Raw genomic sequence first — 13,651 nt, forward strand, 5'->3', positions numbered from 1 at the left:
GGTGCTTCCTTTCTCAGGCCAGTTTGTGAGCGGTGGGCAGGACGGCCTCGGCCAGCTCGGCGAGCTCGTCCATGGTGGCCTCGAGCGTGTCGTGCTCGAACGAGGTGTCGCAGACGAAGTGCGTGACGCCGAGTTCGCCGTAGGCCTCGATCGTCTCGGCGTTGTACGGCGCCTTGCGCAGCGGCCGCGCGGTGAGGGTGATCTCGGCCATGTCGCGGCCCGCCTCCTCGGCGTACTGCCGGAGGGTGGCCAGGTAGCCGGCGTACTCCTCCGGCCCGATCGCCAGCGGGTGCCAGCCGTCGCCGATGGCGGCGATGCGGCGCAGCGACGCGGTGCTGTACCCGGCGAACCAGACCGGGATCCGGCCGCGCACCGGCTTCGGATACATCTTGAAGTCGTGCAGGTGGTAGAAGTCGCCGTCGAAGTCGACCTCGTCCGCCGACCACATGTGCCGCATCGCGTTCACCATCTCGGTGACGCGCTTGCCGCGATCCTTGAAAGGCGCGCCCAGCACGTCGAACTGTTCCTTCATCCAGCCCACGCCGATGGCGACCGACAACCGGCCGCGCGACAGCACGTCGATGCTCACCAGCTGCTTACTGGTCTGGACCAGCGGACGCCACGGCAGGATCAGGCAGGACGTGCCGAGTTCCATCCGCTCGGTGGCGGCCGCGGCCCAGGTCAGCGAGGTGAGGCAGTCCAGATACGGCGTGGCGGGCTCCCACAGGAACTTGCCGTCGGCGGTGTACGGATAGGCCGTCTCGACGCGGGTCGGCAGGGCGACGTGGTCGGTCATCCACAGCGAGTCGAAGCCGACCTTCTCCGCGAACCGCGACACCTCCGTGATCGCTTCGGGCCCCGCCCACGGTCCCGCTCCGGGGATCCTGATTCCGACCTTCATTGACGCTTCCTTTCGATATGTTCTGTCGTCATCGGACGACCCCGTCGGCCCGGAGGGCCTCGATCCGGTCGTTCCGACAGCCGAGATCGCCGAGGATCTCGGTGGTGTGCTCGCCCAGCGAGGTCGGTGGGCGGTGCACGCGTCCCGGGGTTCCGGAGAGCTTGACCGGGAGACCCGGTACCCGCAGCGGCCCGAGTTCGTCGTGGGTGATGTCGACGACCAGGTCCAGGGCCCGGATCTGCGGGTGGTCCACGGCCTCGCGGTAGTCGAGGATCGGGGCACAGATGATGTCGTGCGCGCAGAGCAGCGCGACCACGTCGTCCCGGTCGTGCTCGGCGAACCAGGGCGCGAGCGCGGTGTCCAGGGCCTCGCGGTTCGCCAGCCGGTCCGCGGCCGCGGCGAAGCGCGGATCGTCGAGCAGTTCCCCGGCGCCGATCGCGCGGGCCAGCTTGCCGAAGTGGCGGTCGTTGAAGGCGACGACGTGCACCGCGCCGCCGTCGCGGGTCGCGTAGGCGTTGTAGGGGGCGTAGAAATTGCTGCCGTTACCCGCCTTGGCCTGGACGTAGTCCGCGAGCAGGTACTGCCCGAGCCACGGCGTCTGCAGATGGAACAGCGCGCCGACCAGGGAGACCGAGCCGCTCTGTCCCTCGCCCGTGCGCTGTTTCGCGAACAGCGCCACCAGGGCCGCGAGCGCGACCAGATAGCCCGCCGCGCTGTCGGCCACCGGCGGTCCGGCCTTCACCGGCATCCCGCCGGGGACACCGGTCGCCTCCATGAATCCGGTGAGCGCCTGGGCCACCGGATCCATCGCCGGGCGGCCCGCGAGGGGCCCGCTGTCGCCGTATCCGCTGACATTGAGGCAGATCAGGTGCGGGTGCCGTTCCCGGAGCTGCTCGGCGGTGAGCCCGAAGCGCTCACGGACGGCCGGCAGCATGTTCTCGATGAGCACGTCGGCCGTCGCGCAGAGCTCGTGGAACAGCTCGCGGCCCGCCGCCGTGCGCAGGTCGAGCGCGAGGGCCCGCTTGTTCCGGTTCACCCCGGAATAGACCCCGCTCATCCCGTCGCGCCCCGGGCCGAACGTCCGCGATTCGTCGCCGTCGATCGGTTCGACCTTGATGACGTCGGCGCCGAAGTCCGCGAGCAGCGACGCACCCAGCGGCCCGGCAACCATCGTCGCGGCGTCGATCACCCGGATGCCGGTCAGCGCCTCGGTTCGGTGGGAGAACCCCATCACTCGCTCCGTTCATTATGATGAACTGAAATCATTATCTGGAACTCCATGGACGTTACGAGCGCTTCCCGTCCGCTGTCAAGGGGTCGGATCTCGATGCTTGACAGGCTTCGCCGCAGGTCGTTACCTTCGTGTTCCATATACGGTATCGAGTTCATAATGATGAACCATCGGGAAACGGGCGGAATCCGCCACAAAGGACGGACATGATTCTTCTGGGCTATCGCGATCACAACGTCCACGAACTGCTGTGCCACGAGATCGCCGACCGCGCGGGCTACTACGACCGGCTGGGCGTCGAGGTCCGCGCGGTGCCCGGCGCCGACCATCCCGACGCCGCACTGTCCGCCGGGCTCGGTGGCTCGCTGATCGAAACGCTACGGGGACAACGCCGTTGGAAGGTCGCGCTGGTGCACACGCTGCACCCGTTGTTCTGGATCTGGACCCGGAGGTCGGACTTCCGCTCGGCGGGGCCGACCGTCCTCGCCGGCTTTCCGGCCGGGTCGATCGTCGACGCCCTCACGCGGAAGATGCTGGAAAATCATTGGGCGGCAGCCGAATCGCCCGAGACGCTACGCTATCCCGGCGGAAGTCTCGGCGATCGCCGCCGGCTCGAGGCGTTGACCTCCGGGGCCGCCGACGCGGCGGTGATCGGTTCCGCGTTCGCACCCAGCGCCGTGGTCCGGCTCGGGCTCACCGATTCGCTGTTCTTCGGCGCCACCCTGCGGTTCCCCACCGCGGGCCTCGCGGTGGACAGCGCGCGAATGAGCCTGGACGACCCGGCGGTACGGAAGATCGTCGCCGCGCAGACCGCGGCGCTCACGGCGATCGGCGAGCGCGATCCCGTGGCCCTGGACGCCGTGACCTCGCTGCTGCACGACGCCGGTCGGCCGGACGCACACCATTTCCTGGCGGACTACCTGTCGCCGCAGTACGGGCCCACCCCCGAGGACGTCCGGACCGCCGGCGCGGACGCACTCGACTGGCTGGCCGCCGCGCTGGGCACCGGCACCGACGCCGCCACCGACTTCTACGAGGCGATCCGATGACCTCACCACGACGGGAACACCTCACCGTCCACGCCCGGTTCGGCGACCACGGCACCACGATCACCGCGCGCGACCACGAACTGACGATCGACGAGGCCCCGCGATACGGCGGTCACGATCTCGGGGCGAATCCGGTCGAGCACCTGCTCGCCGGACTCGCCGCCGCCTCCCTGGTGGTGCTGCGGCTGCTCGGCGAGACCACGATCGCCGAGTCCGCGACCCTCACCGTCGCCGCGCGCCTGAACGTCGATCACGTGATGGGAGCCGACGACGCCGCGGTCATCGAACTGATCGAACTGGATTGGCGGGTACCGACCGCCGCCGACGCCGAGCGGTTGCGCGCGGCACTGCCCGAACTGGCGCGCCGCCGGCCGGGACAGGCCCTGGTCGATGCCGCGGCGGCCGTCCGCGAAACGGTGTCCGTGTCGGCGACCGCGGACCGATAGCGCCGCAACACCTTCGCGCGGTAACCGCCGAGGTCATCGAGAACCGCAGGCCCTGTGACCGGCGCCGCACTCGGCCGCGTGCGGCGCTGATGCGCGATGTTCGCTCAGTGTGCGGTGGTCGCCCGGACCAGCGGCAGGAAAATGCTGTCGACGATCTCCAGCAGCGCACGCTCGTCCACCGGGTTCCGGGTCGCCAGCAGGTCGTGCCGCACCAAATCGGTCGGCAGGGTGATCATCCGCGGAGTCAGCCGTTCCATCCGCACTTCGCCGCGCTCGGCGGCGTGGCGCAGCACGATCGACATCACCTCGTGCGCGGTGGCCATGAACTCGGGATTCTGATCCGGCACCTCGGCAAGCAAGCCGTGGATCACATCCGGGGGAAAATCATGCTGCCGGGATGCGGTGTGGCGCAGCACCGCGAGTACGTCCTGCCGCAGATCTCCGGTATCCGGGACGTGGTCGACGATCGACCCCGTCCGGTGTCGCACCGCCGCGATGACCAGCGCCGCCCGGTTCGGCCAGCGCCGATAGAGCACCTGCTTACCGGTCTTCGCACGGGCCGCCACACCCTCCATCGTCAGCTTGGTATAGCCGACCTCACTCAACTCGTCCCAGGCCGCCGCCAAGATGGTGGCTTCCAGTTCCTCGCCGCGCCGACGGGTGACTCGATTCAGGCTCGTCATACCACCTCAACTGGAGACGTTGCGTTCCTTATATCGGTAGTCTAGCCTTCAGCAATGGAGACGCATCGTCTCTTAAAAAGCCCTGTTGTCGACGGACGAAGAGAAAGGGGGATGTGATGACGACCCCCGAAACGACCACAGCAACCCGAACGAACCGGTTGGACCCGGCAGTACTCGCGCTGGCCTGGGTGCTGATCGCGGGCATGATGGCCCCGTTGCTGGACAGCACCATCGTGAATGTCGCCTTCCGGACGCTCGGCCGCGACCTGCACGCCCCGCTCGCCACGGTGCAGTGGGTCAGTACCGGGTACCTGCTCGCGCTGGCGATGGCCGTGCCGATCGCGGCATGGTCGGTGCGGCGATTCGGCGCCAAGACCATGTGGATCACGGCTCTCGTACTGTTCCTGCTGGGCTCGATATCGTCGGGCGCGGCATGGAACATCCAGTCGCTCATCGGATTCCGGGTGCTGCAAGGCGCGGGCGCCGGACTGATGATGCCCATCCTGCAGACACTGCTCTTTCAGGCCGCAGGTCGCGAACGCATCGGCCGCCTCATGGCATTGATTACGCTGCCCGCGCTGGTGGGCCCGATTCTCGGCCCGACGCTCGGCGGCCTCATCGCCGACAACCTGGGCTGGCGCTGGCTGTTCTACGTCAACGTCCCGGTCTGCGCGCTCGCGATCACCATGGCGGTCCGGAAATTGCCCGACAGCGAACGCCAACCCCGCTCCCGGCTGGACCTGACCGGACTACTGCTGGTCTCGCCGGGTCTGGCCGCACTCGTCTACGGCCTTTCCGAAGTCGGCACCACCGGCGGGTTCGGCCATCTCAGCGTGTTGCTGCCGATCACCATCGGCGTCGCACTGCTTGCGGTGTTCACCGGTTACGCGTTGAGTCGGCGACAGGCCGAGCCGATCATCGATCTGCGCCTGTTCGGCATCCGGTCGTTCAGCGCCTCGATGGCGCTGCTATTTCTCACCGGCTTCATGACCTTCGGGTCGATGCTGTTACTGCCGCTGTTCTATCAAGGGCTGCGCGGCGCCACCGCGCTGACCGCCGGTCTCATGCTGGCGCCTCAGGGCATCGGCAGCCTGATCGCCCGCGGCGCAGGCAGTCTCACCGACCGGATCGGACCGCGTCCGGTGATACTGGCGGGCATCGGATCGACTGTGCTCGGCACACTGCCATTCGTCGTCGCCGACCGGCACACCAATGCCGTCCTGCTCGGGACGGCCCTGGTGGTGCGCGGCATCGGCCTCTCGGCGGTGAATATCGCCGTCATGGTCGGCGCGAACCGGGATCTGCGGCCGGATCAGATCCCACACGCCAGCAGCACCACCCGGATCGCGCAGCAGGTCGGCGGGGCCTTCGGGGCCGCGGTGCTCGCGGTGGTCCTGCAACACCTGCTCGGTGACCCGACGGTCGGCATCGCGGCAGCATACGGCCACACCTTCGCCTGGTCCGCTGCCCTCACCGCCGTCGGCATCCTCCCGGCACTGCTGCTCCCCGGTCGATCGCGTGGTGTCGGCAGCTCCGCTGTTCCGCATCACCGGCCCGTTCCACTCACCACCCACGGTGACAAGCCACCCGCCCCGAACTGAGCGGCCTCGGGGCTAACCGATCAGGGCGAGATCCTCCTCGGTGAGTCGCAGACCTCCGGCGGCGATGTTCTCCTCCAGATGCCGCGGATCCGAGGTGCCCGGAATCAGCAGGATCGAGGGTGAGCGGGCCAGCAGCCAGGCCAGCGCCACCTGCGGTGTCGATACGCCGTGGCGTTCGGCGACGGTACCGAGATGTTCGGTCAGCACCGGCTGGAATCCCCCGACGGGGAAGAAGGGAACGTAGGCGATCCCCGCGGCCTCGCAGGCGTCGATCAACGGATCGTCGCCGCGCATCGCGACGTTGTAGGCGTTCTGCACGCAGACGAACGGTGCGAGGTCGCGGGCCTGATCGAACTGCGCCCTGGTGACATTCGAGATGCCCAGATGCTCGATCGCACCCTCCGCTTGAAGTGCGGCCAGGGCGGTCAGCGGCGCTTCGAGCGACTCCTCGACCGGCGCGATGGCCGCGCCGACCCGCAGGTTGACGACGTGCAGCCGGTCGAGGCCGAGCGTCCGCAGATTCACCTCGACGTTCTTGCGCAGGCCGTCGGCGGTCAGTCCCGGCTCGATGGCCGCGAACTTGGTGACCAGGACCAGATCCTCCGGATAGGGGTGCAACGCCTCGCGGATCAGCTCGTTCGCGTTCATCCCGTCGCGGTCGTAGAACTGGGACGTATCGATGTGGTTCACCCCGAGTTCCACCGCACGCCGCAGCAGCGCGATCGCCGTGTCGCGGGTGGGCTGCTTACCCTGCGGCCATCCGGTCAACTTCATGGTGCCGAAACCCATCCGGTTCACCCGGAACGAACCCAGCTGCGCGTGACCCGCGGCCCGCGCAGAATTCTCAGTCGTCATGCCACCAGCCTCGCCGATGGACTGCGCGGTGACGACCTCACCCCCTCCGGGCGGACCGAGTGCCGGCGAACAGCTCTCCGCCGTAGTGGTTTCGGCCGACAGCACCGTCACCGCCGCCGCGTGCGCGCGGACGTTCCGGCACGATCGCGACGATATCGGCCCGTCCGGCAGCGGATATTCGCCCGGCGTGAACATGTCGGTGCGGGCCTCTATGCTCGGGCTCACACGGACATCGGATCGCGCGGGGCCGCCAGATGGATGCCGAGATCTGGCTCACCGCAATCACTTTCGTGGTTACCGCTGTCGCGGGCCGTTGTCTGTTCATGTTCGGATACGACGTTGTACCGCTGCGGGCGCCGCTCGCAGTGCTGCACAGCCGATGAGGAGGAATCGTGCGAGCGGTGCCGGGTGAGGTGTTCGCGTACCGGATGTGGCGGCGGAACCGGGGGGCCGCGCAGTGGGAACCTGCGCCGCCGGTGGTGTTGCACGTGAGTGACGACGCTCTCGCGGCGCCCGCACAGATCTCCTGGACCACGTGGGAGGGCGTGCCGTCCGCGCTCGGCTTCGCACCGGATATGGCGAGTTGTTACGGGCATCGCCGAGCGGGTGGGGTCGTGCAGGAGTTGCGGGGCGAGCTCGACGAGCGATCGGCGGCGGACCCGGCGCGCGGATACGAATTCGCTACCGAGACAACGGTTGCCGAGAGCTGGAGTCCGGCCGGCCGGCTACGGATCCTGGTCGACGACGGCGACGAGGTGGGCATGTGCTCGGCGGAATGGTCGGGTACCGCGGGCGATGCCCTGTCCGTCGCACTGCTCACGGAGGATGCGAGCGGCCTCGTCCAGGAGGTCTGGGCCAGCGCGGAACATCCGCACGCGGGCGAGGTGGCCGCCAATCTGCTGCGCGGGACCACCCGCAAATGGTTCGCCCCGCGCAATCGCGCGACCCTCGAATTCCGTTTCGCCGCACCGATTTCGGTCGACCAGTACGAGCTGACCTCCGCCGACGACTACCCGGACCGCGACCCATCGGCGTGGACGCTGCGCGGTTCGGTCGACGGTCACCGATGGCGAACGCTCGATACCCGGTCCGGCCGGTCGTTCGAGGAACGGCACCTGGCCCATACGTTCACGGTCGCGGAGCCGGGATCCTGGTCGCGATATCGGCTGGACATCACCGGCAACCACGGCTCGCCGGACCTACAACTGGAGACCGTGCGATTCCTGGTCACCAGCGGTTTCACGGGCTACCGGCGACGCACGGGTGAGGCGCCACTGCCGTTGCGGGGCACCGTCGTCACACCGGCGATCCCGCAACCGAACGAGCTGTCCGCGCCGTTCTCGGTGCGGACGCAGGAGCTGAGCCCGATGGTCGCCGCCGAATTCCGACCGATCGTGGCCGTGAACCGCGCTCTCTCGGCACCGGAACGAACAGACGAGAGGCCGGAGGAAGCGGACACCGAGCCGAGCCGGGCGGATGACAGGCCGCAACAGGCGGAGGCCGGGCCGGAGCGCGCGGACGCCGAGGTGGAGCGTGTGGGCAACGGGGTGGAGCGGGCGGACGCCGGGCCGGAGCCGCAGGCGGGGGGCTCGTGGCTGCCGTTGGGTGGGAGTTTGTCGATGCAGTCGCTGACCTCCCCGTCGGGCCGGTTCACGTTGTTGCACGGGCCGTATGCGCCGTGTTTCGCATTGCGGGACAACCTCACTCGTGATCGGGTGTGGATCAGCGATGCGCCGGGTTCGCACCGGGTGTGCCTGGGGCCCGACGGGGATCTGGTGGCCTGGGACCATCGCGGGAATCGGTTGTGGAACACCGGTACCGCATGGCTGGGTGTGCGGCGGCTGGAGGTGCGTGACAGCGGTGAGGTGGCGTTGATCGGCGCGGACGGTGCGGTGGTGTGGAGTTCGGGGATTCCCGGGCTGCCGGCGGGGGACGGTCCCCGGCCGGTGCCGCGGGGGTCCATCCTGCGCCGGGGCGAGAGCTTGTACGGCCAGAGCCTGACCAGCGCGGACGGGTCGACCGTGCTGTGTCACGACGGGCGGGTAGCGCTGATCATCGTGCACGGACTCACCTCGCAATGGGACCGATTCCCTGATGTCGAGAACGAGCTGTCCCTCGACGAGGACGGATACCTGCGACTACGCGCTCTGAACGGCACTGTGCTGGAAGAGATCTCCGGTCCCGGCGCCGAACTCGTGGTCGAGCGCGGCGCGGCCGAACTGCGCGACGAGGCCGGGGCCGTCGTCTGGACCTCCACTCGGTCGCCGCGGCCGGGTCCGGTCCGGGAACCGCTGCTGGCGCAGGACGACAGCCTGGTCGTCTGGTTCGCCGGGCTCACCGGACGTGGTCACCGCGTGGCGGTGGCGCGGGACACCGGCCCGCAAGAGGTTCTGGCACGGATCGGTGTCACGCCGGTGGCGGGGACCTGGCACGAGCTGCGGCGGCTCCGGGACGGCACGCATCCGGCGGGCGGGACCGTGGTGGCGGCGATCGCCGTCGGTGCGGATGTGCTGCTGGTGTCCGACGATCCCGATCTGCCCGTCGCGACGCTGGCACCGTGGGTGGCGGCCGTACAGCAGCCGGAGGGGTCCGCCTTCCCCACGTTCAGCCTCCATCGGGACGGCACACTCGTGAGCGAGATCCGGCAGTACCCCTCGCGCCACAAGGGAACCAAGGTGCCGGAGGTCGCCGCCGCACTGGCAGAACTCGTGCACCCGTTGCACATTCACACCCTGCTGTTCCGCACGGCCGGTGTCGTGCCCGACGCCGGCCGGCTGGGTGGTGAACTGCTCGGCGGGGTCCTGGCACCCGAACCGGCGCCCGCGCCCGAACCCGAAACTCCGGCCGAATCGCCGCTGGTGCTGGACGGCTGGCAATCCATGAGCGCGCTGGTGGTCCGCACCGACTTCACCGATCCGGACGCATGGGATCGGGTGATCCGGGAGCTGCGGCTGCCGTGGGTCGGCGACGATCCGGAGGAGCCCTACCTGATCTCCGATCCCCGCCTGACCGGCGCCCCGGCCGAACAGGTGCTGCGCGAGGTGCGCGGGGCACGGTCCCCGCAGGGGACGCCGGGGGCGGTGTTCATCGCCGACGGCATCACCATGCGGGAGCCGGGTCATCCGCTGCTGGCCGTCACCACCGAATGGGACGGCCGGCCCTTCGAGGACGACGAGGACGGATTCGTCACCCAGTTCCGCCTGCTGCCCGATGCGGCGGTGGAGATCAGCACGAATCTGGACCTCGGCAACATGGACTTCGAAGACTTCGCCGGTGACGGGGTGCACGAACGTTTCGCGTGAACACCCGGCGGACCGGCGCCGCCCGGCAGGCGGATGCGTTGTGCCGCCGGGCTATCCGTTGACGCGGTGGAAGGTCATGGCACTGTCGAATCGCGAGATGCGCCAGTGCCCGTCCTCGCCGCGACGAACCGACATGAACACGTCGGACAGCAGGGCCGGATCGGCGTGGTCCTGTTTGGCGGGCACACCCGCGGTGGTGAAGTACGCCAGGCCGAATTCGATGGTGGCCGTATCCCTTCCGGTGAAATCGACGCGGAGGTTGTGCAGGGTGTGGCGATGGAACGGCACACCCTCCTCGCTCGCTTCCAGCCGGGCGTAGCGATCCTTGTAGAACTGCAGCACCTCGTCACGGTTACCGCGCAGGCTGCCGCCGACGTTGTAGGCGACGTCCTCGGTCAGCAGCTCACCCATGCCGACGATCCCGTTGTTCACGTCCAACTCGTGGGCCCACTCACTGACGAGTTGCTGGATGGCGACGACCGAAACGGCCTGCTCCGGATCGAATGTGACCATGTGCATCCTTCTTCAACGCGAATTTTCGTGCCCGTTACGGAAATCGACCATAACCCGTGAGCGTGGCACCGCGCCGGAACAGTAGTCCGAAGACGGCCGCGGAGTTCCCGGCCACAGAGAGGTTGATGTCTCATGCGCAGACCACGATCACCCGGTTCCCGCGGTGCCGTGCCGGCCGTGCTCGCGGCGGTGCTGATCGCCGGATGCGGTCACGACGGCCCCGCGGCGCGCGGCGGCGAGCCGCTGGCGGCGGCGGATGTCGGCAATCCCGGCATCGGATTCCGCGACAACCGGCCACCCGTCCTGGCCCCCGGCACCGAATGTCACGCCTTCACCCCGGCCCTGCGCGCAGCCGTTCACCTCTCCCCCGGCGTCGAACCCGGGCCGATGGAACCCGGGCACGGGTGCTGGGCCGAGGCGGACGGCGGCAACATCGTGAGTGTTCTGACCACCGCCACCCGGTTCGGGGAGTTCTGGCGACGCGCCTGGCCGGACGACGACGGCAACGGGCTCACCGCGACCATCGTCGACAAGGACGCGGCCCAGATGTTCGAGCGGTTCCTCGTCGACGACCGGTACTACGCGATACGGGCCGGTAGTCAATGGACCGCCGGACTCGACAGCGGGCTGACCAAGACGGCGTGCATGGTCGTCGCCGACACGGGGGCGGCCGAACCGTTGCTCGTCAACGTCACGCAACAGGTGCCGAAGGTGAGCGGCACGGCGGAAACCGTTGTCCGGCAATGCGATCTGGGCACAGCGGTAGTCCGGACCATCGTCGGCGAACACGATCCCGGTGGCGGTAGCCGGGTGCGGTGAGGTGCGGTCTTGCGCGGAGGCGTTGCGGGGCGCACAATTCATCATACAGTGAATTCAACGCTCGATGAATTGAGATGATCATGACGGCTGCGAGCTCTCCCCCTGCGATCGAGATCGATCACCTGCGGGTCCGGCGGGGGGGCCACGAGGTGTTGCACGATGTCTCGCTCTCGGTGCCGCAGGGCTCCATCACCGGACTGCTGGGACCGTCGGGGTGCGGGAAGACGACGCTCATCCGCAGCATCGTCGGGACCCAGCTGATCGCGTCCGGGGATGTGCGGGTACTCGGCCGGCCGGCCGGATCGGCCGGATTGCGCGCGCGGGTGGGATATGTGACGCAGGCGCCGAGCATCTACGACGATCTCACCGTGACCGACAACGTGTCGTATTTCGCGGCGCTGTACGGGCGGTCCGCGGCCGATGCCTCCGCGGCGATCGACTCGGTGGGACTGGGCGACCACGCCGGGCAGCGGGGGAATCAACTCTCGGGCGGGCAGCGGACCCGGGTCTCGCTGGCGTGCGCGCTGGTCGCCGATCCGGAACTGCTGCTGCTCGACGAGCCGACGGTGGGACTGGATCCGGTACTGCGCGCGGAGCTGTGGAAGCAGTTCCACGCACTCGCCGCGCAGGGCCGGACCCTGCTGGTGTCCAGCCATGTGATGGACGAGGCCGAACACTGTGATCGGTTGCTGCTCATGCGCGACGGGGATCTGCTCGCACAGCTCACCCCGGACGAATTGCGGGCCGAGACCGGTGAAACCAGTTTGGAGAACGCGTTTCTCGCGTTGATCACGATGGGAGAGTCGCGATGACAACCACTTCCGCGTCCCCGGTGGCATCGGTGCGCTGCTACCTCGCCACCACGATCCGGATCCTGCGGCAGCTGCGGGGCGATCCGCGCACCGTCGCGATGTTGCTGCTGGTGCCGACCCTGCTGCTGGCATTGTTGTATTTCGTGTACCAGGACACCGCCTCGCCGCCGGGGATCCCGCGGATGTTCGACCGGGTCGGGATCAGCATGCTCGGGATCCTGCCGTTCATCGTGATGTTCCTGATCACGGCGATCGCGATGCAGCGCGAGCGGACCTCGGGCACGCTCGAACGGCTGATGACCACGCCGCTGTCCAAACTCGATCTGCTCGCCGGATACGGCACCGCGTTCTCGGCCGCGGCCGCCGCGCAGGCGGGGCTGGCGTGCCTGGTGTCGTTCTGGTTGTTCGGCATGACGGCGGCCGGCAGCGTGTGGCTGGTCCTGCTGATCGCGGTCCTCGATGCCGTCCTCGGCGTCGCGCTGGGACTGCTGGCGAGTGCGTTCGCGCGCACCGAATTTCAGGCGGTGCAGTTCATGCCGGTGATCGTGGGACCGCAGTTCTTCCTGTGCGGGCTGCTGGTGCCGCGCGGTGAATTGCCGCGCTGGTTGCAGATCGTCAGCGATGTGCTGCCGCTCAGTTATGCGGTCGACGCGTTGCAGCAGGTGTCGCGGCACACGGGCACGACCGCGGACATGTGGCGGGATCTGGGGGTCGTGGCGGCCTTCGCCGCGGTCGCGCTGGCGCTGGGGGCGGCGACGCTGCGGCGGCGGACCGCGTGAGTTCCGGCGGCGGGGCGACGGAATCGGACGACGGCGGCAACGGCCGCACCGGCCGGCGTCCCGGGCACTCGGGCACCCGGGACGCGATCCTCGCCGCCGCGCGGACCCGATTCGCCGAGGTCGGATTCGACAAGGCCTCGATCCGGTCCATCGCCACCGCCGCGGGTGTGGATCCCGCTCTCGTGCACCACTATTTCGGCACGAAGCAGGAATTGCTCACCGCCGCAATGGATATCCCGATCGATCCGGAGGTGGTGCTCGGCCGGATCCGAGCGGTGCCGCTGGATCGGCTGGGCGAGACCATCGTCCGGGCCGTCGTGGGCCTGTGGGACTCCCCCGCCGGCGTGCAGGCGGTGGTCGCGATCCGCAGCCTCATCGGCGGCGGGGAGGTCTCGCTCGCGCGGGCCTTCCTGCTCGAGGTGGTCCTGAAAGAGGTTCGGACCCGGGTGGATTCGCCGCCGGGCAGCGGGACCACCCGCGCCTCGCTGGCGGTGTCGCAGATGGTCGGCGTCCTGGTCGCGCGCAAGATCATCGGTGTCGAGCCGCTGGCCTCGATGCCGGTCGAGGAGCTGGTCCGGCTGGTCGGGCCCACGCTGCAGCGCTATCTCACCGGCGATCTCGACCTGCCCGGGTGACGATGTCGGTGCCTGCGGCTAGGGT

13 protein-coding genes are annotated in these 13,651 nt (G+C 68.9%); 8 read left to right on the forward strand and 5 right to left on the reverse strand.

Going from position 1 to position 13,651, the window contains the following annotated elements; all coding sequences use genetic code 11:
* Positions 1-13: 13 nt before the first annotated feature.
* Together G361_RS0123800 and G361_RS0123805 are read right to left on the reverse strand one after the other, a co-directional pair.
* On the reverse strand, positions 14-901 hold the full coding sequence (locus tag G361_RS0123800) for an LLM class F420-dependent oxidoreductase (RefSeq protein WP_019929621.1): 888 nt from the start codon (positions 899-901) through the stop codon (positions 14-16).
* Between the two features lie 28 nt (positions 902-929).
* On the reverse strand, positions 930-2,132 hold the full coding sequence (locus tag G361_RS0123805) for a CaiB/BaiF CoA-transferase family protein (RefSeq protein WP_019929622.1): 1,203 nt from the start codon (positions 2,130-2,132) through the stop codon (positions 930-932).
* Between the two features lie 206 nt (positions 2,133-2,338).
* Between G361_RS0123805 and G361_RS47215 the strand changes: the two genes are divergently transcribed.
* Together G361_RS47215 and G361_RS0123815 are read left to right on the forward strand one after the other, a co-directional pair.
* The gene (locus G361_RS47215) at positions 2,339-3,181 is read left to right on the forward strand and encodes a hypothetical protein (RefSeq protein WP_019929623.1); all 843 of its coding nucleotides are present in this window, start codon (positions 2,339-2,341) and stop codon (positions 3,179-3,181) included.
* Positions 3,178-3,627 (forward strand): OsmC family protein, encoded by a 450-nt coding sequence (locus G361_RS0123815; RefSeq protein WP_019929624.1) that lies wholly within the window; start codon positions 3,178-3,180, stop codon positions 3,625-3,627. The genes G361_RS47215 and G361_RS0123815 overlap by 4 nt, the downstream gene beginning before the upstream one ends.
* Positions 3,628-3,731: 104 nt before the next feature.
* On the opposite strand, the gene G361_RS0123820 is transcribed toward G361_RS0123815, so the two are convergent.
* Complete coding sequence (locus G361_RS0123820; RefSeq protein ID WP_019929625.1) at positions 3,732-4,310, reverse strand: TetR/AcrR family transcriptional regulator; 579 nt, start codon at positions 4,308-4,310, stop codon at positions 3,732-3,734.
* A 116-nt stretch (positions 4,311-4,426) separates the two neighbouring features.
* On the opposite strand from G361_RS0123820, the gene G361_RS44725 reads away from it, so the two are divergent.
* On the forward strand, positions 4,427-5,911 hold the full coding sequence (locus tag G361_RS44725) for an MDR family MFS transporter (RefSeq protein WP_052172867.1): 1,485 nt from the start codon (positions 4,427-4,429) through the stop codon (positions 5,909-5,911).
* A gap of 12 nt (positions 5,912-5,923) precedes the next feature.
* Here G361_RS44725 and G361_RS0123830 read toward each other — a convergent pair whose 3' ends face one another.
* The gene (locus G361_RS0123830; protein ID WP_231387085.1) at positions 5,924-6,991 is read right to left on the reverse strand and encodes an oxidoreductase; all 1,068 of its coding nucleotides are present in this window, start codon (positions 6,989-6,991) and stop codon (positions 5,924-5,926) included.
* A 167-nt stretch (positions 6,992-7,158) separates the two neighbouring features.
* Here G361_RS0123830 and G361_RS0123840 point away from each other — a divergent pair, with 167 nt between their 5' ends.
* Positions 7,159-10,068 carry a DUF6924 domain-containing protein gene (locus tag G361_RS0123840; RefSeq protein WP_026343413.1) on the forward strand — a complete coding sequence of 970 codons (2,910 nt, stop codon included), beginning with the start codon at positions 7,159-7,161 and terminating at the stop codon, positions 10,066-10,068.
* A gap of 51 nt (positions 10,069-10,119) precedes the next feature.
* Here G361_RS0123840 and G361_RS0123845 read toward each other — a convergent pair whose 3' ends face one another.
* A complete protein-coding gene (locus G361_RS0123845; protein WP_026343414.1) occupies positions 10,120-10,581 on the reverse strand; it encodes a nuclear transport factor 2 family protein in 462 nt (153 codons plus the stop codon).
* 132 nt (positions 10,582-10,713) lie between these two features.
* Between G361_RS0123845 and G361_RS0123850 the strand changes: the two genes are divergently transcribed.
* From G361_RS0123850 to G361_RS0123865, 4 genes are all read left to right on the forward strand, one after another.
* Positions 10,714-11,400 (forward strand): hypothetical protein, encoded by a 687-nt coding sequence (locus G361_RS0123850; RefSeq protein WP_155981756.1) that lies wholly within the window; start codon positions 10,714-10,716, stop codon positions 11,398-11,400.
* Positions 11,401-11,474: 74 nt separating this feature from the next.
* On the forward strand, positions 11,475-12,212 hold the full coding sequence (locus G361_RS0123855) for an ATP-binding cassette domain-containing protein (protein ID WP_019929632.1): 738 nt from the start codon (positions 11,475-11,477) through the stop codon (positions 12,210-12,212).
* Positions 12,209-12,991 (forward strand): ABC transporter permease, encoded by a 783-nt coding sequence (locus G361_RS0123860; protein WP_019929633.1) that lies wholly within the window; start codon positions 12,209-12,211, stop codon positions 12,989-12,991. The genes G361_RS0123855 and G361_RS0123860 overlap by 4 nt, the downstream gene beginning before the upstream one ends.
* Positions 12,988-13,626 (forward strand): TetR/AcrR family transcriptional regulator, encoded by a 639-nt coding sequence (locus G361_RS0123865; protein ID WP_019929634.1) that lies wholly within the window; start codon positions 12,988-12,990, stop codon positions 13,624-13,626. The genes G361_RS0123860 and G361_RS0123865 overlap by 4 nt, the downstream gene beginning before the upstream one ends.
* Positions 13,627-13,651 lie beyond the last annotated feature (25 nt).

Origin of the sequence: Nocardia sp. BMG111209 (assembly GCF_000381925.1) — a bacterium.
Taxonomy (GTDB): Bacteria; Actinomycetota; Actinomycetes; order Mycobacteriales; family Mycobacteriaceae; genus Nocardia.

Bases quoted from the DNA above. Each gene is read 5' to 3' on its own strand.
- G361_RS0123800 (WP_019929621.1), bottom strand. From the start codon at position 901: ATGAAGGTCGGAATCAGGATCCCCGGAGCGGGACCGTGGGCGGGGCCC.
- G361_RS0123805 (WP_019929622.1), bottom strand. From the start codon at position 2,132: ATGGGGTTCTCCCACCGAACCGAGGCGCTGACCGGCATCCGGGTGATC.
- G361_RS47215 (WP_019929623.1), top strand. From the start codon at position 2,339: ATGATTCTTCTGGGCTATCGCGATCACAACGTCCACGAACTGCTGTGC.
- G361_RS0123815 (WP_019929624.1), top strand. From the start codon at position 3,178: ATGACCTCACCACGACGGGAACACCTCACCGTCCACGCCCGGTTCGGC.
- G361_RS0123820 (WP_019929625.1), bottom strand. From the start codon at position 4,310: ATGACGAGCCTGAATCGAGTCACCCGTCGGCGCGGCGAGGAACTGGAA.
- G361_RS44725 (WP_052172867.1), top strand. From the start codon at position 4,427: ATGACGACCCCCGAAACGACCACAGCAACCCGAACGAACCGGTTGGAC.
- G361_RS0123845 (WP_026343414.1), bottom strand. From the start codon at position 10,581: ATGGTCACATTCGATCCGGAGCAGGCCGTTTCGGTCGTCGCCATCCAG.
- G361_RS0123850 (WP_155981756.1), top strand. From the start codon at position 10,714: ATGCGCAGACCACGATCACCCGGTTCCCGCGGTGCCGTGCCGGCCGTG.
- G361_RS0123855 (WP_019929632.1), top strand. From the start codon at position 11,475: ATGATCATGACGGCTGCGAGCTCTCCCCCTGCGATCGAGATCGATCAC.
- G361_RS0123860 (WP_019929633.1), top strand. From the start codon at position 12,209: ATGACAACCACTTCCGCGTCCCCGGTGGCATCGGTGCGCTGCTACCTC.